This window comes from Ruegeria sp. AI3 (assembly GCF_056541245.1).
In genome coordinates this window covers 256,080-280,673 of sequence record NZ_JBQFYA010000002.1, presented here as the reverse complement: position 1 = coordinate 280,673, position 24,594 = coordinate 256,080, and the positions used below count along the sequence as shown (strand labels likewise).

The 24,594-nt window shown below is 57.9% G+C and carries 22 protein-coding genes and 2 tRNA genes; 10 read left to right on the top strand and 14 right to left on the bottom strand.

The genetic code is table 11. From position 1 onward, the window contains the following. Positions 1-107: 107 nt before the first annotated feature. From xylF to xylA, 4 genes are all read left to right on the top strand, one after another. Positions 108-1,127, top strand: coding sequence for a D-xylose ABC transporter substrate-binding protein (gene xylF, locus ACRZ95_RS05195; protein ID WP_170677484.1), 1,020 nt, complete (start codon positions 108-110; stop codon positions 1,125-1,127). Between the two features lie 66 nt (positions 1,128-1,193). Continuing rightward, entirely contained in the window at positions 1,194-2,492 is a 1,299-nt protein-coding gene (locus ACRZ95_RS05190) for a sugar ABC transporter permease (protein ID WP_170677486.1), read from the top strand. Further along, positions 2,492-3,289: an ATP-binding cassette domain-containing protein gene (locus tag ACRZ95_RS05185; RefSeq protein ID WP_170677488.1), complete on the top strand. Its 798-nt coding sequence runs from the start codon at positions 2,492-2,494 to the stop codon at positions 3,287-3,289. The genes ACRZ95_RS05190 and ACRZ95_RS05185 overlap by 1 nt, the downstream gene beginning before the upstream one ends. Before the next feature lie 9 nt (positions 3,290-3,298). Then, on the top strand, positions 3,299-4,606 hold the full coding sequence (gene xylA / locus ACRZ95_RS05180) for a xylose isomerase (RefSeq protein ID WP_170677490.1): 1,308 nt from the start codon (positions 3,299-3,301) through the stop codon (positions 4,604-4,606). An 83-nt stretch (positions 4,607-4,689) separates the two neighbouring features. On the opposite strand, the gene ACRZ95_RS05175 is transcribed toward xylA, so the two are convergent. The 4 genes from ACRZ95_RS05175 to ACRZ95_RS05160 all read right to left on the bottom strand — a co-directional run bounded on the left by ACRZ95_RS05175 (position 4,690) and on the right by ACRZ95_RS05160 (position 8,218). Further along, complete coding sequence (locus tag ACRZ95_RS05175) at positions 4,690-5,115, bottom strand: VOC family protein (protein WP_170677492.1); 426 nt, start codon at positions 5,113-5,115, stop codon at positions 4,690-4,692. A 111-nt stretch (positions 5,116-5,226) separates the two neighbouring features. After that, positions 5,227-6,267 carry a TRAP transporter substrate-binding protein gene (locus ACRZ95_RS05170; RefSeq protein ID WP_170376212.1) on the bottom strand — a complete coding sequence of 347 codons (1,041 nt, stop codon included), beginning with the start codon at positions 6,265-6,267 and terminating at the stop codon, positions 5,227-5,229. A gap of 65 nt (positions 6,268-6,332) precedes the next feature. After that, entirely contained in the window at positions 6,333-7,661 is a 1,329-nt protein-coding gene (locus ACRZ95_RS05165) for a TRAP transporter large permease subunit (RefSeq protein ID WP_170677494.1), read from the bottom strand. Next, positions 7,658-8,218 carry a TRAP transporter small permease subunit gene (locus ACRZ95_RS05160; RefSeq protein ID WP_170376848.1) on the bottom strand — a complete coding sequence of 187 codons (561 nt, stop codon included), beginning with the start codon at positions 8,216-8,218 and terminating at the stop codon, positions 7,658-7,660. Before ACRZ95_RS05160 ends, ACRZ95_RS05165 begins: the two co-directional genes overlap by 4 nt. 314 nt (positions 8,219-8,532) lie before the next feature. Between ACRZ95_RS05160 and ACRZ95_RS05155 the strand changes: the two genes are divergently transcribed. Beyond that, complete coding sequence (locus ACRZ95_RS05155; protein ID WP_480554601.1) at positions 8,533-9,936, top strand: MATE family efflux transporter; 1,404 nt, start codon at positions 8,533-8,535, stop codon at positions 9,934-9,936. Positions 9,937-10,206: 270 nt separating this feature from the next. On the opposite strand, the gene ACRZ95_RS05150 is transcribed toward ACRZ95_RS05155, so the two are convergent. The 6 genes from ACRZ95_RS05150 to ACRZ95_RS05125 all read right to left on the bottom strand — a co-directional run bounded on the left by ACRZ95_RS05150 (position 10,207) and on the right by ACRZ95_RS05125 (position 15,058). Then, a tRNA-Glu gene (locus ACRZ95_RS05150) sits at positions 10,207-10,281 on the bottom strand. Between the two features lie 26 nt (positions 10,282-10,307). Continuing rightward, positions 10,308-10,382 (bottom strand) — tRNA-Glu (locus ACRZ95_RS05145). Between the two features lie 108 nt (positions 10,383-10,490). Beyond that, a complete protein-coding gene (recJ, locus tag ACRZ95_RS05140) occupies positions 10,491-12,233 on the bottom strand; it encodes a single-stranded-DNA-specific exonuclease RecJ (RefSeq protein ID WP_170677496.1) in 1,743 nt (580 codons plus the stop codon). Between the two features lie 93 nt (positions 12,234-12,326). Continuing rightward, entirely contained in the window at positions 12,327-13,310 is a 984-nt protein-coding gene (gene glpX, locus ACRZ95_RS05135) for a class II fructose-bisphosphatase (RefSeq protein WP_170639024.1), read from the bottom strand. Between the two features lie 71 nt (positions 13,311-13,381). Beyond that, positions 13,382-14,668, bottom strand: a complete 1,287-nt coding sequence (locus ACRZ95_RS05130) for a homoserine dehydrogenase (RefSeq protein ID WP_170677498.1) — start codon at positions 14,666-14,668, stop codon at positions 13,382-13,384. A gap of 126 nt (positions 14,669-14,794) precedes the next feature. Next, positions 14,795-15,058 (bottom strand): hypothetical protein, encoded by a 264-nt coding sequence (locus ACRZ95_RS05125; RefSeq protein ID WP_480554599.1) that lies wholly within the window; start codon positions 15,056-15,058, stop codon positions 14,795-14,797. An 84-nt stretch (positions 15,059-15,142) separates the two neighbouring features. Between ACRZ95_RS05125 and ACRZ95_RS05120 the strand changes: the two genes are divergently transcribed. Next, a complete protein-coding gene (locus ACRZ95_RS05120) occupies positions 15,143-15,730 on the top strand; it encodes a TetR/AcrR family transcriptional regulator (protein WP_170677500.1) in 588 nt (195 codons plus the stop codon). A gap of 24 nt (positions 15,731-15,754) precedes the next feature. Here ACRZ95_RS05120 and ACRZ95_RS05115 read toward each other — a convergent pair whose 3' ends face one another. Continuing rightward, the gene (locus ACRZ95_RS05115; protein ID WP_170677502.1) at positions 15,755-16,666 is read right to left on the bottom strand and encodes a pirin family protein; all 912 of its coding nucleotides are present in this window, start codon (positions 16,664-16,666) and stop codon (positions 15,755-15,757) included. A 158-nt stretch (positions 16,667-16,824) separates the two neighbouring features. On the opposite strand from ACRZ95_RS05115, the gene ACRZ95_RS05110 reads away from it, so the two are divergent. Next, positions 16,825-17,292 (top strand): hypothetical protein, encoded by a 468-nt coding sequence (locus ACRZ95_RS05110; protein ID WP_170677504.1) that lies wholly within the window; start codon positions 16,825-16,827, stop codon positions 17,290-17,292. Here the strand turns inward: ACRZ95_RS05110 and ACRZ95_RS05105 are convergent. The 3 genes from ACRZ95_RS05105 to ACRZ95_RS05095 all read right to left on the bottom strand — a co-directional run bounded on the left by ACRZ95_RS05105 (position 17,281) and on the right by ACRZ95_RS05095 (position 20,217). Further along, positions 17,281-17,880: a hypothetical protein gene (locus tag ACRZ95_RS05105; protein WP_170551703.1), complete on the bottom strand. Its 600-nt coding sequence runs from the start codon at positions 17,878-17,880 to the stop codon at positions 17,281-17,283. The two genes, ACRZ95_RS05110 and ACRZ95_RS05105, sit on opposite strands and share 12 nt — an antisense overlap. A gap of 82 nt (positions 17,881-17,962) precedes the next feature. After that, positions 17,963-18,532 carry a TadE/TadG family type IV pilus assembly protein gene (locus tag ACRZ95_RS05100; protein WP_170470275.1) on the bottom strand — a complete coding sequence of 190 codons (570 nt, stop codon included), beginning with the start codon at positions 18,530-18,532 and terminating at the stop codon, positions 17,963-17,965. After that, positions 18,529-20,217 carry a VWA domain-containing protein gene (locus tag ACRZ95_RS05095; protein WP_170551700.1) on the bottom strand — a complete coding sequence of 563 codons (1,689 nt, stop codon included), beginning with the start codon at positions 20,215-20,217 and terminating at the stop codon, positions 18,529-18,531. The genes ACRZ95_RS05100 and ACRZ95_RS05095 overlap by 4 nt, the downstream gene beginning before the upstream one ends. A 425-nt stretch (positions 20,218-20,642) precedes the next feature. Between ACRZ95_RS05095 and ACRZ95_RS05090 the strand changes: the two genes are divergently transcribed. From ACRZ95_RS05090 to dnaG, 3 genes are all read left to right on the top strand, one after another. Next, positions 20,643-22,073, top strand: coding sequence for a Glu/Leu/Phe/Val family dehydrogenase (locus tag ACRZ95_RS05090; protein ID WP_170639016.1), 1,431 nt, complete (start codon positions 20,643-20,645; stop codon positions 22,071-22,073). A gap of 117 nt (positions 22,074-22,190) precedes the next feature. Continuing rightward, positions 22,191-22,487 carry a hypothetical protein gene (locus ACRZ95_RS05085; protein WP_170470269.1) on the top strand — a complete coding sequence of 99 codons (297 nt, stop codon included), beginning with the start codon at positions 22,191-22,193 and terminating at the stop codon, positions 22,485-22,487. Between the two features lie 80 nt (positions 22,488-22,567). Further along, the gene (dnaG, locus tag ACRZ95_RS05080; protein WP_170677506.1) at positions 22,568-24,517 is read left to right on the top strand and encodes a DNA primase; all 1,950 of its coding nucleotides are present in this window, start codon (positions 22,568-22,570) and stop codon (positions 24,515-24,517) included. The last annotated feature ends 77 nt before the right edge of the window (positions 24,518-24,594 follow it).

Below are 24,594 nucleotides of genomic sequence, written 5' to 3'. Positions count from 1 at the left end.
CATGTTAGCGATAGCATAAATATTTTGCCGACTGAAATAAATGTGCTACTCAGGTAGGTGAAGTCCTCGAATCACTTCGAAGGGACTCGAACAACCGGGAGGAAAGCATGAAGAAATTCCTAAGCATTTCAGTCGCGGCTGCTCTGATGAGCACGGCTGCCTTCGCTGAAACCGTCGTTGGCGTCAGCTGGTCGAACTTTCAGGAAGAGCGTTGGAAGACTGACGAAGCCGCGATCAAATCCGCGCTTGAGGCGGGTGGGGCCGAGTATATCTCTGCCGACGCGCAGTCATCTTCTGCAAAGCAGCTGGCGGACATTGAAAGCCTGATCGCACAGGGCGTGGACGCGCTGATCATCCTCGCGCAGGACTCGCAGGCCATTGGCCCGGCTGTTCAGGCCGCCGCGGACGAGGGTATCCCGGTTATCGCATATGACCGCCTGATCGAAGATGACCGTGCATTCTACCTGACCTTCGACAACGTCGAAGTTGGCCGCATGCAGGCCCGCGCGGTGTTCGACGCGATGCCCAAGGGCAACTACGTCATGATCAAGGGTTCTCCGACCGACCCGAACGCAGACTTCCTGCGCGGTGGTCAGCAAGAGATCATTCAGGCCGCTGTCGACAGTGGTGACGTTGTAATCGTTGGCGAAGCCTATACCGATGGCTGGCTGCCCGCGAACGCGCAGCGCAATATGGAGCAGATCCTGACAGCGAATGAAAACAACGTGGACGCCGTGGTTGCCTCGAATGACGGTACTGCCGGTGGTGTTGTTGCCGCGCTGACAGCGCAGGGCATGGAAGGTATCCCTGTCTCGGGTCAGGACGGTGACCATGCCGCGCTGAACCGCGTCGCGCTAGGCACTCAGACCGTATCCGTCTGGAAAGACGCGCGTGAACTGGGCAAAGCCGCAGGCGAGATCGCAGTCGCGCTGAGCGGTGGCACTGCTGCAGGAGATGTTGAAGGCGCGGTCAGCTGGACGTCGCCTGGTGGCACCGAGATGACTTCGGTCTTCCTGGCACCGGTTCCGATAACAAAAGACAACCTCTCGGTTGTTGTAGATGCAGGCTGGATTCCGCTGGAAGACCTGTGCCAGGGCGTGGAAAACGGCCCAGCCCCCTGTAACTAAACTACCATAATTCCCGGCCTGCGTAGGCGGGCCGGGATTCCAATCGCTGAACATGAAAGATCGGATATGACCGAAACTTCGTCTCAGCCGGTACCCCAGAAAAGCAAGCAAAACTTGTTCCAGCAGCTTGAGCTGGACATGCGGCTATTGGGTATGATCGGCGCGTTTATCATCCTTTGCATCGGGTTCAATATCGTCACGGAAGGGCGTTTCCTGACCCCTCGCAACCTGTTCAACCTGTCCATTCAGACCGTATCGGTTGCGATCATGGCCTGTGGCATGGTGTTCATCATTGTGATGCGCCACATCGACCTTTCTGTCGGCGCCTTGTTGGCGACGACATCCGCCGTGATGGCCATGACCCAAACCGAGCTTTTGCCGAACATGCTGGGTATGGGCCTGAACAACCCCGCAACTTGGGCGATCACTCTGGTCGTAGGGCTTGCGGTTGGAACCCTTATCGGGGCGTTTCAAGGCTGGATGATCGGGTACCTGACAATTCCCGCCTTCATCGTGACCCTCGGTGGGTTTCTGGTTTGGCGTAACGTCGCCTGGTACATGACCGATGGCCAGACCATTGGCCCGCTGGATAGCACATTCCTCATGTTCGGCGGCACCAACGGAACACTTGGCACCACGGCCAGTCTCTTGTTTGGCCTTGCCGCGACAGGTGCCGCGATTTGGGCGCTTTGGAGTGCGCGCCGGTCCAAGGCCGCACATGGTTTCCCGGTCAAACCCGTCTGGGCGGAAACAACGCTGGCCGGGATCATCGGCATCGCGATTATGGGCTATGTCTTCATCGTCAACAGCTACGCCATCCCGACCCGTCGGCTCGAGCGTATGTTCGAAGCGCGCGGCGAGATCATGCCCGAGGGTCTGGTCGTCGGCTACGGTATCCCGATCTCGGTTCTGATCCTGATCCTGGTAGCCGTCACACTGACCGTCGTGGCCCGCAAGACCCGGTTCGGCCGCTATATCTTTGCAACTGGCGGCAATCCCGACGCGGCGGAGCTTTCTGGCATCAACACGCGCATGATGACCGTCAAGATCTTTGCCTTGATGGGCTTCCTGTGCGCACTTTCCGCTGTTGTGGCTTCGGCCCGTCTGGCCAACCACTCGAACGACATTGGTACGCTGGATGAGCTGCGTGTTATTGCTGCAGCTGTGATCGGCGGGACAGCCCTGTCCGGTGGTCTGGGGACGATCTATGGCGCGATACTGGGTGCTCTGATCATGCAGGCGCTGCAATCGGGGATGGCTATGGTCGGTGTGGATGCACCGTTCCAGAACATCGTCGTCGGTGCTGTGCTCGTCCTGGCTGTCTATATCGACATCGTCTATCGCAAACGTTTGGGAGCGAAATGATGCAAGCTGAAGAAACGCACAACACAAATTCGGGTCGCGGTTCAGGCCAGCCACCTTTGGTCGAAATGAACGACATCTCGATTTCCTTCGGGGGCATCAAGGCGGTGGATCACGTGTCGGTCGACCTCTACCCCGGCGAAGTTGTGGGCCTGCTGGGCCACAACGGGGCAGGGAAGTCCACGCTGATCAAGGTCCTGTCCGGCGCCTACCAGATGGACAGCGGCGAGATCCGGATCGACGGCGAAAAGGTCGAGATCAACAACCCTCGGGACGCGCGGGCCAACAATATCGAGACGATCTATCAGACGCTCGCTTTGGCCGACAACCTCGACGCCAGCTCAAACCTGTTTCTCGGGCGCGAGATGGTGACACCGATGGGCTTGGTCAACGACGCCGCGATGGAGGCCGAGTGCCGCAAGATCATGGGTCAGCTGAACCCCAACTTCCAGAAGTTCAATGACCCGGTTTCGGCCTTGTCAGGCGGTCAGCGTCAGTCGGTTGCGATCGCCCGGGCGGTGTATTTCAACGCCCGCATCCTGATCATGGATGAACCTACAGCCGCATTGGGCCCGCATGAGACCCAGATGGTCGCGGAACTGATCCAGAAGCTCAAGGCGCAGGGGATCGGGATTTTCCTGATCGACCATGATGTGCATGCTGTGATGGAACTGTGTGATCGGGCTTCGGTCATGAAGAACGGTCAATTGGTCGGAACCGTCGACATCCCCGATGTCACCGATGATGACCTGCTGTCGATGATCATTCTGGGCAAAAAGCCCGGCGAAAAGACTGAGTGAGGGAAGACAATGGTGAGTGGTTTCTTTCAAGAGATCGAAAAGATCCGGTACGAGGGCGAAGAAAGCAAGAACCCGCTCGCCTTTCGTCACTACAATCCGGATGAAGTCATCATGGGCAAACGCATGGAGGATCACCTGCGTTTCGCCGTCGCGTGGTGGCACTCGTTCGCTTGGGAAGGGGGCGATCCGTTTGGCGGCCCGACGCTTGAGCGTCCCTGGCATCCGCAGGATGATATGGGTCGTGCCAAGATGAAGGCCGACATCGCGTTCGAGATGTTCGATATTCTCGGGCAGCCCTATTTCTGCTGGCACGATGCGGATATCCGACCCGAACAGGGCAACTATGCGGATAACCTGAGAACTCTGGAAGAGATCACCGACTATATCGGTGAGAAGATGCAAGTTTCGGGCACCAAGCTGCTTTGGGGAACTGCCAATATGTTCAGCCATCGCCGCTGGATGGGTGGGGCGAGCACGAACCCTGATCCGGACGTGTTTGCCTTTGCGGCTGCAACGGTGAAATCCTGTATCGACGCGACCCATAAGCTGGGGGGCGAGAACTACGTGCTGTGGGGTGGGCGTGAAGGCTATGAGACGCTGCTCAACACCGATATGGGGGCCGAGCTTGATCATATGGGTCGGTTCCTGAACATGGTGGTCGAGTACAAGCACAAGATCGGCTTCAAGGGCGCCATTCTGGTCGAACCCAAGCCGCAGGAGCCGTCCAAGCATCAGTATGACTATGATGCAGCCACTTGCATCGGTTTCCTTCGCAAGTATGGCCTTGAAGATGAGGTCAAGCTGAATCTCGAACAGGGGCACGCCATTCTGGCCGGTCACAGCTTCGAGCATGAGATCGCGACTGCGACGGCCGAAGGCATGCTGGGTTCCATCGACATGAACCGCAACGACTATCAATCGGGTTGGGATACGGACCAATTCCCCAACAACACGCCCGAGGTCGCCTTGGCCTATTATCACATCCTCAAGGCCGGAGGCTTCACCACGGGCGGCACCAATTTCGACGCGAAGATCCGGCGTCAGTCGATCGACGCCGAGGATCTGATCGCCGCACATGTGGGTGGTATGGATATCTGCGCGCGCGGTTTGAAAGCGGCTGCCGCAATGATCGAAGATGGCGGGCTAGAGGCCGCGCTGGCGGACAGATACGCGGGCTGGTCGACGGACACTGCGCAATCCATGCTGTCCTCTGGTCTGGATGAAATCACGGCCCGCGTCTTGGCCGAGGATATTAACCCGCAGCCTCGCTCCGGTCGGCAGGAAATCCTCGAGAACTACGTCAACCGGTTCGTCTGAACCGACACGCTTGGGCGGACGTCTCGCCCAACTACTCTGTCAAAGGCCCGCTGCACAACCTGAGTGCGCGGGCCTTTTTGTGGTTAGTCGCTCTGAACGACCTGTTGATGAACCTCGATCACGTTGCCCTCGGGGTCTTGAAAGAAGACCTGATGCCATTCTTTCGCGAAGGTGGTGCCGTAGTCAGAATAGGGGATGCCGCGCTCGTCCAGCAGCTTCAGGAACGCTGGCAGATCGTCGGTACGAAAGGCGATATGGCCGCGTTCCACTGGGTTGATCACTTGGCCGTTCTTGAAGGCGACGTCAAAGGTGCGTTCGGCCAGATGCATCTGCATATGGCCCTCGGTCGCAAAGCGGATCTTGCCGTCATAACCGCTTTCCTCATCGGCCTCGGTCCGTGGGAAATTGTCCTGTGGGATGTCATCCAGCCCCAGCACGTTGGTGTAGAAATCGTGCATGCGATCAACATCATCGGCGACGAAGTTGATGTGATGGAATTCCAGTTTCATGCTCTGCCCTTGCCCTGAACCTTCGGTGTCTCAGGACCTCTAGCATGTCGGTTGGTTTCTGTGGATGGCAAATTGGCAAGGCGACCCCTTTGCGCGGGGTCGCCCGTTTTTTTATTCGAAGTTGTAGGGCACGCCAGCCTGATTGATGACGCTGTTATACTCTTGGAAGATGCCGATGATCTTCTGGTGGACTTCGCCTTCCTGAGCAATCTCGTCCCAGAACTCCTTGGCCGCGTTCTCCACCTCGGCCCATTCGCCGGGTGGAACCGAGCGCAGCTCCAGCTTGTCGCCATTGGCGCGCAGCGCCGCTTCGCCACCCCAGTACCACTGGTTCCGATAGGTGTGCCCAGCCTCGATCCCGGCCATCACGACGGATTTCAAGTGATCCGGCAGCTCGTTCCAACGCTCTTGGTTGGCGAACCATGATCCGATCCACGCGCCTGAGATGTTGTTGGTCAGGAAGTAGTCGGTCACATCAGCCCAGCCGACCGTGTAGTCCTCGGTAATGCCGGACCAGGCCATGCCATCCAACTCGCCCGTCTGAACGGCCACTTCGGCGTCCTCATAGGGGATGTTCACTGGAACCACGCCGAACTTGGCAAGGAAGCGGCCAGCTGTCGGGAAGGTATAGAGTTTCAAGCCATCCAGATCGGCGACCGAGGTGATCTCCTTCTTGGTGTTGAAGTTGCACGGGTCCTGACCGGCGGCAGACAACCATTGCACACCGACCTTGGCATATTCATCCCGCCAGATATCAGCCAGACCGTATTGGTTAAACAGGACAGGAACGTCGAGGATGTGCTTGGTTGCGAAAGGGAAATACCCTCCGAACACGCGCAACGGCGTGGGTGAGGCCATCGAGTCATCGTCCGAATGCACACCGTCGATGGTGCCGCGCTGAAGCGCCTGGAACAGCTCTCCGGTGGGGACGATCTGGTCGGCATAGAACAGCTCGATCTCAAGCTCGCCATTGGCATTGGCGTTGATGTAATCGATGGCCGGTTTGGTCACATGCTCACCCAACGCACCCCCTGCGTAGGTCTGAAAGCGCCATTTGATCGGGGCCTGCGCTTTGACGATTGCGGGCGCTGCCAGTGTCGCAGGCGCGGCCAAAGCAGCAGTGCGTAAAAATCTGCGTCTTGTTGTTGTCATAGTCTTCCTCTCCTGTGCTTTTTGTTGAAATCGAACCGGTTTTCCCGGCTTCTTCTCTTGTATGCTCAGTTTCCGTAGACGATGCCCGGAAGCCACAATGCGATGTCGGGGAAGGCCATCACCAATCCCAGTGCCACAGCCATCACGCAGACAAACGGGATGATTGAGCGGTAAATGTCTTTGATCGTCACCTCAGGCGGGGCCATGGCCCTCATCAGGAACAGGTTATACCCGAAAGGCGGTGTCATATAAGCGATTTGGCAGGTGATCGTGTAGAGCACGCCATACCAGATCAGGTCAAACCCAAGCGCGCCGACCAGCGGCACGTAAAGGGGCGCGACGATGACCAGCATGGCCGTGTCATCAAGGAATGTTCCCATGAGCAGAAAGCTCAGTTGCATCAGGATCAGGATGATCCACGGGTTCAGGCCGAGTTGAACGGTAAACAGGTTCTCAATCGCTTTGACCGCGCCCAGACCGTCAAAGACGGCCCCAAAGGCGAGTGCGGCGAGGATGATCCACATGAACATGCAGGTGATGCCCAGCGTCTGCTTGATCGAGGTTTCAAAGACCTGCCATGTCATGCGACGTTTGAGAACGGCCGCCAGAAAGGCCGCGATGGCACCAAGGGCGGAGCTTTCCACCAGGGACGTCCAGCCGTTGACAAAGGGCACCATCATCACGGCGAAGATACCCAGCGGCAGCAGGCCAGCGCCCAGTAGACGCATCTTTTCGCCCCACGTGACTTCTGCGCGTTCCTCCGCGCTCATCACCGGGCCAAGTGCCGGATTTATGCGGCAGCGGATGGCGATGTAGATGATGAACATCGTCGCCATCATCAGGCCGGGGATCACGCCGGCCAGCCAGAGTTGCCCGACCGGCTGGCGCGCGATCATGGCATAGAGGACCAGCACGACTGAGGGTGGCACCAGAATGCCCAGTGATGATCCGGCCTGTATCACGCCGGTGACCATCAGCTTGTCATAGTTGCGACGTAGCAGCTCGGGCAGGGCGATGGTGGCTCCGATCGCCATACCAGCCACAGACAGCCCGTTCATGGCTGAGATCAGAACCATCAGGCCGATGGTGCCAATGGCCAGTCCTCCGGACAGTCCACCCATCCAGACGTGGAACATTCGATAGAGGTCATCGGCAATCCGTGACTCGGAGAGGATATAACCCATGAAAATGAACATCGGCAGCGTCAGCAAGGGATACCATCGCATCACCTTGATCGCCGCCGCAAAACCGAGATCGTATCCTCCGCGGTCGCCCCACAGGAAGAAGGCGGCGATTACGGCGACAAAGCCAATCGCGCCAAAGACCCGCTGACCGGTCAGCAACATCAGCATCATGGTCGAGAACATGAGCGCGGCAATCAGTTCGTAGCTCACCCGCGATGCCCTCCTTCAAGGTCTTCGGGGGCCATGTGGACGGGCTCATCATCCTTTTTGCCCATGTCAAAGCCTTTGAGGCGCAGGATGTCCTTGCAGAGTTCCGATATCGCCTGAAGCAGCATCAGAAAGATGCCGATAACCATGATGGTCTTGATCGGCCAGATATAAGGCCGCCAGGCCGAGGAGGAGCGCTCACCCCCATACTGGAACGAATACATCAAGCTGTCCCAGCCGCCCCACAGCAAAAAACCGAGGTAGGTAATCAGAAACAACACGGTCAGCGCGTCGATCTGGCTTTTCTTGCGGTCGGTCCATTCACCATAGAGCAGATCCATCCGAACATTCGCGCCCATCTGCATCGCGTAAGGCCCGCCCAGCATGTAATAGGCCACCATCGCGAATTGGGCCATCTCAAGCGTCCAGAGGGACGGCACGAAGAACGTCTTGGAGACCGAGGAATAGAGCAGGATCGCCATCATCACGAAGATGCCATACATGATCACGCGACCCAGCATCCGGTTTGCGCGGTCGATGAACCGCACGTAAGTCATCATGGGTCCTGTCACGAGAGGCAGACTTTCAGGCGTTTGGGGTCATCAGACCGAACGCAACCATGCCGATAGCGATGCTGACAGCAGCGCGTGATCCAGACAATGCATTGGTTTGATTCAGTGTTTTTGCTCACGCTGGTATCAGAACGAGATGGTTGGATTCTGTCAAGCACGGCTTCGGCTCAGGGCTTGCAAAACCCGACTCAGTGGTGATCGCCCGGAAATGGCCTGCCTTTTGGGCGAAACGAAACAGTTGACGCTGCGCCGCCATCTGAGAAGGTGACGGAACCCAAACGCCGTCGCAGAGCAGGTAGGACATGGCCAATCAATCCCAAGGCGAAGCCGTTTTCCTGAGTGGCAGCCTGATGCGACATGTCACGCGTATGTCTCTGACAACCAGCATCGGCCTGATGGCGATCTTTGCGGTCGATTTCGTCGACATGGTGTTTATCTCGATGCTTGGCAATGACGCGTTGGCCGCCGCCGTGGGATATGCCGGAACGCTTCTGTTTTTCACCAATGCAATCAATATCGGCCTGTCGATCTCGGCCGGAGCGTTAACGGCGCGGGCCTTGGGGGCAGGGCGGCCAGAGGAGGCGCGAAAATATGCCTCCAGCGTGGCAACGCTGGGTCTGTGCGTCGGGCTGGTAACCCCGGTTCTGGTACTTTGGAACCTCAGCGCGTTGTTGTCGTTATTGGGGGCAGAGGGCGAGGTGTTGAGGCTCGCCACACGCTATGTGTCGATCATTTTGCCGACCATGTGGGTGATGGCGATTGCAATGGTTGCAATGGCGGTTCTGCGGGCGCATGGGGATGCGCGGCGATCCATGATGGCCACGATCTATGGCGGCGTGGTGAATGCGGTTCTCGACCCGATCCTGATCTTCGGGGTTGGTTTGGGGCTCGACGGTGCAGCGATTGCATCGGTGCTGGCGCGGATTTGTATGCTCGCCGCTGCGCTTTGGCCCGCCCTGCGCGTCCACCGAGGCTTTTCCCGCCCATCGCTGCGGCAAGTCGCATCCGATCTTAAACCAGTCCGGGCCATCGCGATCCCGGCTGTGCTGACCAATGTGGCAACGCCGATCGGCAATGCCATCGTCGTGCGTGAAATCGCCGAGTACGGAACGGATGCGGTGGCCGGAATGGCTGTGATCGGGCGACTTTTGCCCGTGGCGTTCTCGGTTATCTTTGCGCTGTCTGGGGCAATCGGTCCCATCATCGGGCAAAACTTCGGGGCCGAGCAGTTCACGCGCGTGCGCGAAGCCTTTCTGGCCGGCATCAAATTTACTGCGATCTACGTTCTTGGGATGGCGGCGGTCCTTTTCCTGTTGCGCGCACCAATCGCGGATTTGTTCGCGGCCGAGGGCGAGACCCGCGTGCTGATCTACCTGTTCTGCGGGCCTCTGGCGCTGGCGTCTTTCTTCAACGGTGTCATCTTCGTCGCCAATGCCAGCTTCAACAACCTTGGCCACCCGGTCTATTCCACATGGATCAACTGGGGCCGCCATACTGTGGGCACTTGGGTCTTCGCCTCAATTGGATCGGCACTGGCCGGGGCGTCCGGAGTTCTTTTGGGGCAGGCTTTCGGCGGCATCATCTTCGCCGCGATCAGTTGGAATTTGGTCGGCCGTGTTGTGTCTAGCTTAGAACGCGCGCAGGCGATCGACCCGTTTGCAGGTCAGAACCGCTTGCATTCTCTGTTTGGCCGTCGCGGCTGGTAGCACGAGGCGTGTGTGGGTGAACCATGGCGCCGCGCTTGCCGTCGGTGCAACGATCTGTTTGAGAGCGAAACGCTCGAGGGGCATGACACGCTGGCGTAGGTTTGGGGCTCTGGAACGAAAGGTTGCCTTAGTGTTCCGCACGAAAAAACCTGTGGCAACCACAACTGAAAAAGCGCCGATAGAAATCAAAGAGAGAAGCATCAAAGAGAAAGCAGCTTAAGACTGAAGCCAGACTTCTGGTTTTCTTCTAGATATTGAATGCTGGTGAAGTGGCAGCCCGTAGGGGAATCGAACCCCTCTTTCCAGGTTGAAAACCTGGCGTCCTAACCGATAGACGAACGGGCCACTGGGGCAGTGTTCACAAGCAGAAATGGTAGCCCGTAGGGGAATCGAACCCCTCTTTCCAGGTTGAAAACCTGGCGTCCTAACCGATAGACGAACGGGCCACGCTAGCTTGTGGAGGGCCTTTTACGGTTTCACCCCGACCCCCGCAAGCCGAAAAATGCAGGGATGCGAAAGTTTTTTGACCTGTCCTGCCGTTGCCTTGAAACCGGTCATTTCGCCTCGGCTGCGTCCTCAAGACGAAGCTGTACGTTTTGGCGACCACCCCACGTGTTCACCTCAAGCCGACCAGCAAAATGAAAGCGCGCTCCGCCGTGATTTGAGAGCTTTTCGCCCATCGGCCCGTCGAAGGCTCCGAATGCGATCGCGTCCAGCCCGCCGCCAAGGCCATCCGCAAGCGAGAGTTTCAGGTGCGACTCACCGACCCGTTTTGCAAAACGCACCTGCAGGTCAGGAAGGGCGTATCGCGGGGCAGGGGCGCTGGCTCCGAAAGGCCCGGCTTTCTCAATCTGTTCGATCAGATCCACCGTCGCTGCGCCGGGCATCAACGCCCCGTCGAGCTTCATGTCCGCGGGACCACCTTGCCCTGCGCCTTGCTTCTCAAGCAGTTCTGACAGGCGCTTCATGGCCGGTTCCAACTGGTCGCGCATCACGGTCAGCCCGGCCGCCATCTTGTGACCGCCACCTTTGACCAACAACCCCTCAGCCGCCAGCCGCTGGATCGAGGCCCCTAGATCAACGCCCGACACCGACCGCCCTGATCCTTTGCCTTCATCCCCGTCGAAGCCAATCACAATTGCCGGACGATTAGCGTTTTCCTTCAGGCGCGAGGCGACGATACCGACAACGCCCGGATGCCAACCTTCGCCAGCGGCCCAGACCAAGGGCGCGTCCAAACCGCGCTCCTCCGCTTGCTCAAGCGCAGCAGCGCGTACGGCGTTTTCGATATCGCGCCGCTCAGAGTTCAGCGCATCGAGCCGCTCGGACAGGGCCTGCGCTTCGTGCACAGAGGCGGTGCTGAGCAGCCGCGCCCCAAGGTCGGCCTGACCGATACGCCCGCCCGCGTTGACCCTCGGTCCCAACAGAAACCCGAGATGATAGCTATTGGGCGCGGCATCCATACGAGCGACATCCGACAGGGCCACAAGGCCAGGGCGCTGACGGCCTGCCATGACCTTCAAACCTTGTCGGACCAAAGCGCGGTTCGCTTCAATCAGCGGGGCAACATCGGCGACAGTCGCCAGCGCGACCAAATCCAGCAGAGGCACCAGATCCGGCCCTTTAGCCCCAGCCCCACGCATCTGCCGGCCAGCCTCGACCAGCATCAGGAAGACAACGCCTGCCGCGCAGAGATAGCCCAGATCGCCGCTTTCATCCTGCCGGTTCGGGTTCACCACGGCCACACAATCCGGCAAGGTCTCACCGCCCAGATGGTGATCCAGTACGATCACATCCGCGCCTTGTGCAGCCGCGATCGGTTCATGGCTCAGCGTGCCGCAATCCACGCAGATGATCAGATCATGCGCCGCTGCCAATGACTGCATAGCAGGCACGTTAGGCCCATAGCCTTCGTCGATGCGGTCCGGCACATAGAGCGTCGCCTGCAGACCCATCTGTCGCAGCCAGACCAGCAGCAACGCCGCCGAACTGCCTCCATCCACATCATAATCCGCAAAAACTGCGATCCGCTGCCTTTCGCGCACCGCTTTCAGAAACCGGGTCGCAGCGGCTTCCATATCCTTCATGCTGCGTGGGTCGGGCAAAAGCTCTTTCAGCTTTGGCTCCAGAAAACCAGCAGCCTCCATCGGAGGGACGCCCCGCCGCGCCAGCACTTGGCAAACGGCACGCGGTAAACCTGCCTGCTGCACCAACATTTCAGTCGCGCGCTCAACTTCAGGCGAGGGCCCCACCCAGTGCCGGCCTGTCAAAGATTGCTCAACCCCAAGAAAACTCATCGCACCTCTCATATGCTAAGGCCGGACCCAATTTGGACCCGGCCTCTTCATCTTTTCACAGATACTCTCGCCGAAGGCATCGGCGCAAGCCGCTTAGGCTTCGTCGTGCGACCACATTGGCGTACGGTAGGACATGCGGCGAACCGATCCGGTTTTCGAACGCATCAGAAGGGTGGTGGTTTCAACCCAGCCCGGCTCACGCTTGATGCGCGGCAGCAGAGAGCCACCGGTTACGCCGGTTGCGGCAAAGATCACATCCGCCGTCACCATCTCGTCACGTGCATAGACACGGTCAAGATCGGTGATGCCCGCCTTGGCGGCGCGGCCACGTTCGTCATCGTTGCGGAACAACAGGCGGCCAAAAATCTGACCACCCATGCATTTCAGAGCAGCGGCAGCCAGAACGCCCTCGGGCGCGCCACCCTGGCCCATGTACATGTCGATGCCGGTGGTTTCGCTTTCGGCGCAGTGCATGACACCAGCCACATCGCCATCAGTGATCAGACGGATCGAAGCGCCGGTTTCACGCACCTCGGCGATCATCGTCTCATGGCGCGGACGCTCCAGAATGCAGACGGTAATATCGGCCGGTTCGCAACCTTTGGCCTTGGCCAGTGCCTCAACACGTTCGCGCGGGCTCATATCGAGCGAAACGACGCCTTCGGGGTAGCCGGGGCCAACCGCCAGCTTGTCCATATACACGTCCGGCGCATGCAGCATCGAGCCGCGCGGGCCCATGGCGATCACGGTCAGCGCATTGGGCATGTCCTTAGCGGTCAGAGTGGTGCCTTCCAGCGGGTCCAGAGCGATATCCACGCCGGGGCCTTCGCCAGTACCGACCTCTTCGCCGATATAGAGCATCGGCGCTTCGTCACGCTCGCCTTCACCGATGACCACGACACCCGCGATATCCAGCAGGTTCAACTGCTCGCGCATCGCGTTCACGGCGGCCTGGTCGGCGGCTTTCTCGTCACCGCGTCCCACCAGCGAGGCCGAGGCAAGCGCGGCCTGTTCCGCAACCCGCGCAAGGCCCAAAGACAGCAGGCGGTCGTTAAAATCGATTTTGGCAGCGTTCATGCGTTGTATTCCTTTGGCAGGCAATGGCGTTTCGTCTGGCATAGCCTGCGGATGGCGCAGGCTGCAAGGGTTCAGACCTGTTCAATCCGCAGCGCCACAGGCTCACCGGCAACAACATCGGTTGTGCGGAACCCGTCCAGCGCCACGTCCAGAGTGGCCCGAGTGGTTTTGTGGGTGACAATCAAGACGGGGGCTGTGCTGTCGCTGTGGCCGTACTGCCGCATCCGGTCAATCGACACGCCCGCGTCGCCCAAAATGGCCGCAACCTTGGCCAGCGCACCGGGTTTGTCCAGCAAGCCCAGACGCAGGTAATACGGCGCAGGCAGGCCTGTGATTGCGGGGGTGGCATCTTCGAGGCTGGACGCAGGGCGCCCGAAGGTCGAGATTTTCAGACCCCGTGCCAGATCGCACACATCGCCCATCACTGCGCTTGCGGTTGGTCCTTCGCCCGCTCCGGGGCCGCGCAGCACCACTTGTTCAACTGCGTCGCCTTCGATCACCACCATATTGGTGCCGCCTTCGAGTTGACCCAGCGGCGAGTCGCTGGGCACGAGGCAGGGCTGCATACGCTGTTCCAGACCGCGTGCGGTGCGTTGCGCAAGACCCAGCAGCTTGATCCGATAGCCCATGTCATGGGCCTGATGGATGTCGTCGAGGCTGATTTGCTGGATACCTTCAATCTCGATCCCTTCGAAATTCGGTTTCGTGCCGAACGCGATTGAAGACAGCAGGGCCAGTTTATGCGCCGCATCAATGCCCCCAACATCCAGGTTCGGATCCGCTTCGAGGTAACCCAACTCAGCGCATTCGTCGAACAGCGCGTTATAGCCTTTTTCCTGCGATTGCATGCGGGTCAGGATGTAGTTGCAGGTGCCGTTCATCACGCCCATCACGCGGGTGATCTCGTTTCCGGCCAGACCTTCGGTGAGGGATTTGATCACCGGGATGCCTCCGGCGACGGCGGCCTCGAACCGGATCACGCGGTCTGCGGCTTCGGCTTTTTCGGCCAGCTCCTGACCATGGATGGCCAGCAGGGCCTTGTTGGCCGTGACAACATCCTTGCCGCTGGCCAACGCCGCCTCGACCGAGGCTTTTGCCGGACCGTTTTCGCCGCCCATCAACTCGACAAACACGTCCACGTCATCGCGTTTTGCCAAGGCTACGGGATCGGTTTCCCACGCATAGTCCGACAGGTTCACGCCCCGATCCTTGCTTGAATCACGGGCCGAGACGGCGACGATTTCGATCGGGCGTCCGGTGCGTGACTGCAGCAGATCGGCATGACGCCGGACAATCCGGACAACACCCACACCAACAGTTCCCAAGCCCACAATTCCAAGCCGCAGCGCCTGTGTCATCCCGTGGGTTCCTTTCGCTCGCACCAGTCTGATTTCGGGCCTTTTACCCGTTCAGCGCTGCCTTAGCTGGTTCAGGGCACGGGCGCAATCCGTCACGCGCCAGCAGGGGCTGGGAAAAGCCGATCTTTAGTTGATCTGAGCGTTTTGCAGCGCTTCGGCTTTCTTCGCCAAAGCCTCGCTTCGGGCACTAAGGTCCTGCTCAACGGCAGATGCTTCGCTGACCGGATCGGCAGGCGCGCCCAGAACGTTGGGTAGGGGCAAAAGCTTGGGGTAAGGCGCCGTCTTGACCGCGCGGGATTCGCTGCCTTCCAACTCAGGGAAGTTTGTGCATCCGGCAAGGGTCAGGATCAGAACCAGAACTGGCAGGCGCTTCATAACAGGTGCTTTCACAAGGGACTGGTCTTGTGATGCCTCTTTTACCCGATCTGTTCAAGCGGGGTTCTATCTGAACATACGTTCAGATAGTGTCGGTCCATGGCTCGTACACAGGGATCACATTCGGACATAACCGGCCCGCGCATCCGCAAGGCAGCGTTGGGTCTTTTTGCGCGCCATGGCTATGCCGCCGTTTCGATGCGCCAGATCGCCAAAGAGGTCGGCGTTCAGGCCGGGGCGCTGTATAACTACACGCCCGACAAGCAAAGCTTGTTGTTTCGCCTGATGCGCGACCACATGCAGGAGTTGCAGCAAGCCTATGATGCCCTTGGTGAAACCGGCGACGTGCAAGAGGCTTTGCGCCGCTTTGTCGGGTTCCACATCCGGTTTCATCTGGAACGCCCCGACGAGGTTTTCATCGCCTACATGGAGTTGCGCAATCTGACGCCGGACAACTTCGCAGAGATCGAGGATCTGCGCCGCGCTTACGAGGACTCTCTGGAGCGGATATTGAGTGAGGGCCAGAAAGCAGGTCACTTCGCGATCTCGGACACCAAGATCGCCACGCTGGCGGTGATTGCGATGCTGAATGGTGTGATGACCTGGTATCGCTCGGGTGGGCGATTGTCGTTGGACGAGGTCGAGCAGATCTATTGGGACATGGTTCGCCGCGCAGTGACGGCCTGACCTGAAGGTGGGTCAGGCTTGGCTCTAGTGGGCAGGGCGAATGAAGGTTCCATTGCGTAGCTCACGAAACGCTTGCTCCAACTCGGCTCGCGTGTTCATGACGATGGGGCCGTGCCACGCCACAGGCTCATCAATCGGAGCGCCCGAGATCAGCAGAAAGCGAACACCTTCGGGCCCGGCCTGAACAGTGATCTCATCCCCGGTGCCGAACCGCACCAGAGTGCGGTCTCCGGACATGTCGCGGATATTGACCTCTTGCCCTGCGACTTCCTTTTCCAGCAAAACTCCGGTCGGCTGGGACGCATCGGCATAGGCCGCCTGACCTTGGAACACATAGGCAAAGGCACGGCGGTAGGTGTCGATCTTGAAAGTCTTTTTGACACCGGCCGGAATTTGCACGTCCAGATACTGGGGATCTGCTGCAATACCGTCCACTGGGCCGGTTTTGCCCCAGAACTCACCCACGATAACACGTACAGTAGTGCCGTCATCGTCGACGACCTCGGGGATCTCTTTGGCCTGAACATCCTGATAGCGCGGAGCGGTCATTTTCTGATCCGAGGGCAGGTTGCCCCAGAGCTGAAACCCGTGCATCTGGCCCGAAGCATTGCCGTGCGGCATTTCCTGATGCAATATGCCCGACCCCGCCGTCATCCATTGCACATCACCCGCGCCGAGCGTCCCGCTGTTGCCCAGCGAATCCGAATGCTCGACTGTGCCAGACAGCACATAGGTGATCGTCTCGATCCCGCGATGAGGATGCCAGGGAAAGCCGGCCTGATAGTCCTGCGGGCGCTCATTGCGAAAGTCGTCGAACAACAGAAACGGGTCCAATTCGGACGGGTCCTCAAACCCGAAGGCGCGATGCAGCTTGACGCCCGCACCTTCCATCGTCGGTACGGCCTTGCGTGTTTCCAATGTGGGTCTGAGGGACATGACAACCTCCTTCATTTGTTCGCAGGATGTATGCCCATCCGGGGACTGGTCAATTTGCGCAGGAGCACCATGAATGTGCGCAAATGTAGGGCAGGGGAGGGCCTGTTTATTTCTACGCAAAGCGGATACACGAGACAGCAGACAGACAGGAGGCAGTCATGCAGGACGAAGTGCTAGCAACGATCGAGGCATCATCCCCAAGACGGGTGGCCGGTGTTGCTATGCTGGGCAGCGTAGGTGTTTTGGTGATTTACGTGGCGCTGGCTTCTCCGCCCGAACTCGTCTGGCAGGTGTTTTTGTTGGCGGTTGGCGCGTCGTCCTTGTGGTTGGCCTATCGCGTCTGGATTGCCACTCAGGACAGGATCGAGCTGACTGCATCAGAGCTGCGCACCGGATCGGGGCAGGTGATTGCGCGGGTAGATGAGATTGAAGCCGTGGATCGAGGTGTTTTCGCGTTCAAACCATCCAATGGCTTTCTGGTGCGAACGCGCGAAAAGGCCGGTAACGTCTGGGCGCCTGGCCTGTGGTGGCGGCTAGGCCGCCGGGTTGGCGTCGGCGGCATGACAGCATCCGCCGAGGCCAAGTTCATGTCCGAGATACTCTCGGCTATGGTGTTACAGCGTTGACGGCTCCACGGTGGTGTTATCTTCCGGAGTACTGTCGTCATGTCCGCTATCAACAGTGCCGTCGTCCACGTTGTTGGCGTCCTTGCAAGAGTCTGGCCCTTGGATGAAGGTGTATCCGCGGGGTTGCGTGAAGATGAATTTGTCGATGAAGAACTCGTTGCTACCGAATCCGATTTTGAACGGACGCACGTAGTGATGCCGTGTCTCGACCAAGATCATCGTGGCGTTATCTGCCATTATTGGAATGCGATCCGAGACTTGATCAACTGTTTCGTTGGACCACCGTGTCAACCCTTCACCGCGTGTGCAGGACCATTCGACAAAGTGACGATCATCTGTGTCTGTGCTTTCATCGCCAGTGTCCCATCGTACGAAAGAGATCCGCAACGACAATCCGTTGCCTTCACTGATCATGTATCTTTGTAGATCATACATGGATGTGATGTACTGGTCCGTTACCGTGTCTTTCTCTCGGGAAAGAATATCAGCGACAGCGTAGGCCGCTTTCAGGTTGCTAGCACCCTGACGGTATCCGTCGAAATAGGTATACGCCGTCCAGACCGACCAGAACAGTAGGGGAAACGTCATAATGGCTTCGATGCTAACGACACCATCTTCTCTCTTTAGAAAGCGTGATGTCACACCGGCCAAGTGTTTTTGAATGAAAGATTTAAGGTTCATGTACAAACACCGTCGTTGCATGAAGTTCGTATTGTCCGTCGGGATCTTGCCGAGCAAGCCGACCAAGCGTTGTACCGAAGAACAAAGGAGTGATTTCTACGCACGCGCGTATGATCATTAGTTCGTTGGCCGTTCCGGGTGTAAAAATCTGATCGTCTTTGCCTCGAATCTCTTCCGGCGTATCAACGCAAAATGGCCGATCAAAGTTGCCAGTAAGAACTGCACTGCTGTCGAAATGATTGACCCTTGTCATCTCGACAGCCAGATTTTGCTGACAATCCGGAATGGCGCCGGCCTCTTCGCAGATGATCCGCTTTAACAGGTCGTGCGTCCAGGCTGTTTCGCCTTCATAAAGATCAATTCGATTCATGCGGACATCCTGGATCGTCGCATCTAGGGCGCGCTCTAGGTTGGCATGGTTCCACGCCACAATCCCGATCTCGATACCGGAATAGGTGGTTATCATGAAGATCGGAAACCACATCACAAATTCGATTGTGGCCATTCCCTTTTCTTCGCGGCGAAACCTTCGCAGCACTTTTTTCAGATGTCGGATCATTGGGTCAGCCTCAGATTCTGGATGCTCGCCGCGATATCGTCGAAGACTTCGCCAATCTCGGATCCTGTTGGTGCGAAATATGCGTTTTCATCCGATTTGCAGTACCACAGGAGGTTTCGACCATTGGTGGTGGCCTCGTAGGCGACCGAGAAGATCAGGATGTTTCTTGCGCCGGATTTCGCATAATCGCACATCGCTTCGACCTGATCGTCTTTTCTGGAACGGTTTTCTGTCTCGGTCGCCGCATAATACCAGTTGTATGCATCGCTCGAACCGACGGAATCATATAGCAACTGATAGATTTCGTACCGCGAGGTACGCTCCCACAAGGCGGGCCATGTCAGAGACAGGGCGCTCCCATCTTCATCGAGCTGGCGAACTTCGCCCCTGTCAAGGTTGTCGCAATAGCCGCTGCTGTAGTAATTTCCTCTGCAAAGGTAGACATTGAAAGTGTCGTTTCCGTACGCGTGGTCCTGAAACTCGTCGCGCACCCAGTATCTGCCGCGACTGCTGTCCCAGTATGCCCTGTCCACACCCAGCCACGCATATCTGAAGCTATCGTCGTCTTCGTCATAGTGGTTCACATTGACGGAATAGACTTCTTCGTCTCCATTCCACCAAATACCCGATTGACCATCATTGTATGGCGGTTTCACCCATGTGCGAGAAGTGTTCTCGCCATCGGTCATCAGAACGATAACTTTCATGGTGTCACTACCGACGCTGTCGGCGGGGCGACCTGCAAAATCTGCCGGTATCTGGCCGTTTGCGATCATGTTGGTGACAACGGGGCGGAAGTTTTCGTCCAACAGCGTCAGTGCCCATTTCATGCCGACATTTATCGACGTGTTGTCGCGCGCATAAAACGAGTCAATGTAAGTGTGCAGGTTCGTTTCGTTGTTCTGGTGAACAACAAGCTGACGGCTGGCCTCAGAACGGCACCGTTCGTCGATGCGCGGTGAACTGAACCCACCTGACGGGCGCTGATCCCCGCCGTAGCGAGAATAGTACAACGATTGATTGTAGGTCTTTGAAAGATCGAATGTCCCTGCTGCCAGATCTGAGGTTTCAAAGTCGATACAGTTGGCGAATCTGTTGGAGCCAGCGGTCGTAAGCTGGTTCATGACGGCAGAAGGGACACCCACCTGCGTTGCGTAAGGAATGATCGAGATCGAGAGTTTGTCAGAACTCGTGTTCTCATACATTTTGGTGACAAAGCTCTTGGCCGCACCTTTCAGGTTGGTCAGGCGCGACCCTCTCATGGAGCCTGAAACATCCAGAACCATAGCGATTTCGACGTTGCCGATGGACTCTTCTGCGACGCTGACGACGTTCACGTCAATCGAGTCGACGTCCCACCATTGCATGAAATGCATACCGACCGGCATCGTTGCTCTCGCTTCGACGCGGCGCTGTCCGACGATCAACTTGTTGCCGTCATCATCGCAAGACCTCGGGGTGACTATGACTTCGCCATCCAGAAACTGGTCCAAATTTTCTTTGACCAAGTAGTCCTGTACAACGTCTTTTGGGCAAAGGTTCTGTTGGAGGTCTGCAGCGGCCAAAACGGCGCGGTCCAACGAATACTGAAGGCGCGCTCTTTCATGGTCATAGCGCATCATGTCGACGGCAAATCCACCCACAGTGAAGATGACAAGGATTAGGCCCAGCGACAGGATGGTCATGGTCCCGCGCTCCGAGCGCAAGAACGGCGCAGCGCCCTTGTCGGAGCAGCTGGATTGCTCAGTTCGTTTGGATTCAGAATTCCTAAACACTTTTTTCATATCTAGTCCCTGCAGGTAATCCGGCGCACGGAAGGCGGGTCATATCAACTTTAAGAATTTAGTCGGCGAACGTGGCGAGATTTGGGCGACTTTGCCACTATGCTGCTGGGATTGAACGGCAAACTGCCGCATTTAACGGGGTGGTGAGGGTTTTGTTTCTGTTGTGTTGACAATTAGCGCCGCGAAAATTTCCGAGGCGACTCAGTAAGGGGTTGTTGTCGCCCGTTCATGAAGTGATGAATTTTTCATCATAAAAGATTGCAGCTTTGCGCCAGTGGTGCGACAAAACGCCATAACGTTCGTCATTCACCGGTACGGAGGGATTAATGACCAGCACCAAGGAACCGAGCTTTCGCGAAAGTGTGGATCTTATGTTCAACAGGGCGGCATCCCTGATGGATCTGCCGCCCGGTCTTGAGCAGAAAATCCGGGTCTGCAATGCCACCTACACGGTTCGTTTCGGGGTGCGTCTGCGCGGTGAGATTCACACCTTCACCGGCTACCGTTCCGTACATTCCGAGCATATGGAACCGGTCAAGGGCGGTATCCGTTATGCCTTGGCAGTGAACCAGGACGAGGTTGAGGCGCTTGCGGCTCTGATGACCTACAAATGCGCCTTGGTTGAGACGCCGTTTGGCGGCTCGAAAGGCGGGCTGTGTATTGATCCGCGCAAATACGAAGAACATGAGATGGAGCAGATCACCCGGCGCTTCGCCTATGAGCTGGCCAAACGCGATCTGATCAACCCATCACAAAACGTTCCGGCCCCTGACATGGGTACGGGTGAGCGTGAGATGGCCTGGATGGCTGATCAATACGCACGGATGAACACCACCGACATCAACGCACGCGCTTGTGTGACGGGCAAACCGTTGAACGCAGGCGGCATCGCGGGTCGGGTCGAGGCAACGGGGCGCGGTATCCAATATGCGCTGCGCGAGTTCTTCCGTCACCCTGAGGACATCGCCAAGGCCGGTTTGTCCGGCAAGTTGGACGGCAAGCGAGTCGTTGTGCAGGGATTGGGTAACGTGGGCTACCACGCGGCCAAGTTCCTTGCTGAGGAAGATGGATCGCGCATTATAGGGATCATCGAATGGGACGGTGCGCTTTATAACCCGGACGGTATCGACGTTGAGGCGGTGCGCAACTGGATCGTCAAACATGGTGGCGTAAAGGATTTCCCGGATGCGACTCATTCAACCGATGGTGCCTCGGTGCTTGAGGCCGATTGCGACATCCTGATCCCGGCGGCTCTGGAAGGCGTCATCAATCTGGACAATGCAGACAGGATCAAGGCTCCGCTGATCATTGAGGCCGCGAATGGTCCGGTGACCGCGGGTGCAGATGAAATTCTGCGCAAGAAGGGCACCGTCATCATTCCTGACATGTATGCCAATGCGGGCGGTGTGACGGTCTCGTATTTCGAATGGGTGAAGAACCTCAGCCACATTCGATTTGGTCGCATGCAGCGCCGTCAAGAAGAGGCACGGCATGAGCTGATCGTCAGCGAGCTTGAACGGTTGGATCGCTATTTGGGCGATGCCTGGTCAATGTCGCCTGACTTCAAGGCCAAATACCTCAAGGGTGCGGATGAGCTGGAGCTGGTTCGCTCAGGCCTCGATGACACGATGCGGATTGCCTACCAGTCCATGCGAGACGTCTGGCACAGCCGCGACGATGTCGAGGATCTGCGCACAGCCGCCTACATCGTTGCGATCGATCGCGTGGCTAAAAGTTACCGGGCCAAAGGCCTTTGACATCCGGCGCGCGGGGTGGCTTTTCTGCCCCGTGCGCAAACTGAATTCTGCTCGTCGATTGCGAAAACGGCGCTGGCAGGTAAGCTGCGGCCAGACAAACGAATCCGGGAGACCTCAATGTTGCGTATCGCCATCGCTGCAGCCTTGCTTGCAACGCCTCTGGCCGCCGCCGAAACCAAGGAACAAAGCTGCCAGTATCAGGCCGATGTGGTGGCCGCGATCCAGAAAGCGCGTCTGGACAAGGTGAAAGAGCGCGATGTTGTGCAGGCGGTGGCTGAAACCAGCCCCACATGGCCCGAGAACTATAACGCAGCGATCCCGTTGATCACGCCCTGGGTCTATGAGCAAAAGATGCGCGACGTGCGCAAAAAGGATCTTGGTGCGGCATGGCTCGAGCTATGTTTGCAGCAATAATCCACGACTCAGCAATTTCCCTGTGGACAACCGCGCGTCATCCCCTTGGCGCGCGTTTTCATTTCTGGCAGGTTTGAGCCATGTCATTGCCCCCCGGATTTCTCGATGAGCTGCGCACCCGGCTGAGCCTGTCTCAGGTTGTTGGGCGTAAAGTCATGTGGGATCAGCGAAAATCCAATCAGGGCAAGGGGGACATGTGGGCGCCGTGCCCGTTTCACCATGAAAAAACGGCTTCTTTTCATGTAGATGACCAAAAGGGATTCTACTACTGCTTTGGCTGTCACGCCAAAGGTGACGCGATCACCTTCGTGAAAGAGACCGAGAACGTCTCGTTCATTGAAGCCGTTGAAATTCTGGCGCGCGAAGCTGGCATGCCGATGCCTGCGCGCGACCCGAAAGCACAGGAAAAACAGGACCGTCGATCGCAACTGGCCGAGGTTATGGAGCAGGCGGTTCAGTTCTTTCGCCTGCAACTCAAGACCGGGGCGGGCAGTGCGGCGCGTGACTATCTTGCCCGTCGGGGTTTGGACGCCAAGGCGTTGGAGCGATGGGAGATCGGTTTTGCCCCGGACGGCTGGCAGGCGCTGTGGGACCATCTGACCGGCAAGAACGTAGCCGAAGATCTGATCCTCGGGGCGGGTCTGGCTAAGCCGTCGAACAAGGGCAAGAAACCATATGACACGTTCCGCAACCGGATCATGTTCCCGATCCGTGATCCGCGCGGTCGGTGTATTGCATTCGGCGGTCGGGCGATGGACCCGAATGATAATGCCAAGTATCTGAACTCACCCGAGACCGAGTTGTTCGACAAGGGCCGCAGCCTTTATAACCACGGGCCTGCGCGGCAGGCGACCGGGAAGGGGCAGCCGCTGATCGTGGCCGAGGGTTACATGGACGTCATCGCGCTGGCCGAGGCCGGGTTCGGCGCGTCGGTCGCCCCTTTGGGCACGGCGATAACCGAAAATCAGTTACAGCTGCTCTGGCGGATTTCGAACGAGCCGATCATCGCGCTGGACGGCGACACCGCGGGCCTGCGCGCGGCGATGCGGGCCGTTGATCTGGCCTTGCCGCTACTTGAGGCCGGAAAGTCCCTGCGCTTTGCGCTGATGCCCGAAGGAAAAGACCCGGATGATCTGCTACGGGCCGACGGTGCAGGGGCGGTTCAGGCCGTGCTGGACGGGGCCATCCCGATGGTGAAGCTGCTGTGGCAGCGCGAGACTGAGGGCAAGGTCTTTGACAGCCCCGAACGCAAAGCCGCACTCGACAAGGTTCTGCGGGACAAGATCAAGCTGATCCGTGACCCCTCGATCCGGTCCCACTACGGGCAAGAGATCAAAGATCTGCGCTGGCAATTGTTTCGGCCGCAGAGACAGTCACAAAACCGTGCGTGGCAACCAAAAGGGAAGTGGCAGCCGCAGAAACAGCCTGCGACCGCGGGCGCGCGGGCCTCGTTCCTGGCGTCCTCGGACAATGCGGACATCCATCTGCGCGAAGCCGCGATTCTGGCCATTGCGATTCTGAACCCTCAGGTCGTGGTGCAATTTGAGGCGCAGCTGGAAGAGATGGATTGTCACGACCCTGATCATGCGGCCTTGCGTCATGCCATTCTGCGCCATGCGATTGATGATCCTGAAAACCTTCGGGACCACATCGTTGAAACTTTGGGGGCCGAACCCCTTGAAAACCTGCTGAGCCTTCGCCATGTCGCAGTCATCCCCTGTGTGTTCAAACCAGGCGACGTTGAAAAGGCCGAGATGACACTGGCCGAGGAACTCGCGAAAATCAAAGCGCTCCGGGGTTTGGATGCTGAGATTGCCGAAGCCGCAGAGGAACTGTCTGATCTGGCCGATGAGGCGTTGACATATCGGCTGGCGCAAGCCGCCGAAGAGCGTAACCGCACAAGCCGCAGTCAGAATGAGGACAGGGCCGTTTTCGACATTGCCGACAATGGCGCGCGAATCAATCGCGACGAAAAGGATGCGTTCAAGGCAATCATGTCCGGGATCAATTTCGAACGGAAACGTCGCTGAAGTGATGTTTTCGTAAAGCACTGGAAAAGAAAAACAGGTAAACGGGTGGCCGAATCAGTTTCACGCGCTAATGATTC

Excerpts from the sequence above, each read along its gene's own strand:
- xylF (WP_170677484.1), top strand. The coding sequence starts at position 108 with ATGAAGAAATTCCTAAGCATTTCAGTCGCGGCTGCTCTGATGAGCACG.
- ACRZ95_RS05190 (WP_170677486.1), top strand. The coding sequence starts at position 1,194 with ATGACCGAAACTTCGTCTCAGCCGGTACCCCAGAAAAGCAAGCAAAAC.
- ACRZ95_RS05185 (WP_170677488.1), top strand. The coding sequence starts at position 2,492 with ATGCAAGCTGAAGAAACGCACAACACAAATTCGGGTCGCGGTTCAGGC.
- xylA (WP_170677490.1), top strand. The coding sequence starts at position 3,299 with ATGGTGAGTGGTTTCTTTCAAGAGATCGAAAAGATCCGGTACGAGGGC.
- ACRZ95_RS05175 (WP_170677492.1), bottom strand. The coding sequence starts at position 5,115 with ATGAAACTGGAATTCCATCACATCAACTTCGTCGCCGATGATGTTGAT.
- ACRZ95_RS05170 (WP_170376212.1), bottom strand. The coding sequence starts at position 6,267 with ATGACAACAACAAGACGCAGATTTTTACGCACTGCTGCTTTGGCCGCG.
- ACRZ95_RS05160 (WP_170376848.1), bottom strand. The coding sequence starts at position 8,218 with ATGATGACTTACGTGCGGTTCATCGACCGCGCAAACCGGATGCTGGGT.
- ACRZ95_RS05155 (WP_480554601.1), top strand. The coding sequence starts at position 8,533 with ATGGCCAATCAATCCCAAGGCGAAGCCGTTTTCCTGAGTGGCAGCCTG.
- recJ (WP_170677496.1), bottom strand. The coding sequence starts at position 12,233 with ATGAGTTTTCTTGGGGTTGAGCAATCTTTGACAGGCCGGCACTGGGTG.
- glpX (WP_170639024.1), bottom strand. The coding sequence starts at position 13,310 with ATGAACGCTGCCAAAATCGATTTTAACGACCGCCTGCTGTCTTTGGGC.
- ACRZ95_RS05130 (WP_170677498.1), bottom strand. The coding sequence starts at position 14,668 with ATGACACAGGCGCTGCGGCTTGGAATTGTGGGCTTGGGAACTGTTGGT.
- ACRZ95_RS05120 (WP_170677500.1), top strand. The coding sequence starts at position 15,143 with ATGGCTCGTACACAGGGATCACATTCGGACATAACCGGCCCGCGCATC.
- ACRZ95_RS05115 (WP_170677502.1), bottom strand. The coding sequence starts at position 16,666 with ATGTCCCTCAGACCCACATTGGAAACACGCAAGGCCGTACCGACGATG.
- ACRZ95_RS05110 (WP_170677504.1), top strand. The coding sequence starts at position 16,825 with ATGCAGGACGAAGTGCTAGCAACGATCGAGGCATCATCCCCAAGACGG.
- ACRZ95_RS05105 (WP_170551703.1), bottom strand. The coding sequence starts at position 17,880 with ATGACGTTTCCCCTACTGTTCTGGTCGGTCTGGACGGCGTATACCTAT.
- ACRZ95_RS05100 (WP_170470275.1), bottom strand. The coding sequence starts at position 18,532 with ATGATCCGACATCTGAAAAAAGTGCTGCGAAGGTTTCGCCGCGAAGAA.
- ACRZ95_RS05095 (WP_170551700.1), bottom strand. The coding sequence starts at position 20,217 with ATGACCATCCTGTCGCTGGGCCTAATCCTTGTCATCTTCACTGTGGGT.
- ACRZ95_RS05090 (WP_170639016.1), top strand. The coding sequence starts at position 20,643 with ATGACCAGCACCAAGGAACCGAGCTTTCGCGAAAGTGTGGATCTTATG.
- ACRZ95_RS05085 (WP_170470269.1), top strand. The coding sequence starts at position 22,191 with ATGTTGCGTATCGCCATCGCTGCAGCCTTGCTTGCAACGCCTCTGGCC.
- dnaG (WP_170677506.1), top strand. The coding sequence starts at position 22,568 with ATGTCATTGCCCCCCGGATTTCTCGATGAGCTGCGCACCCGGCTGAGC.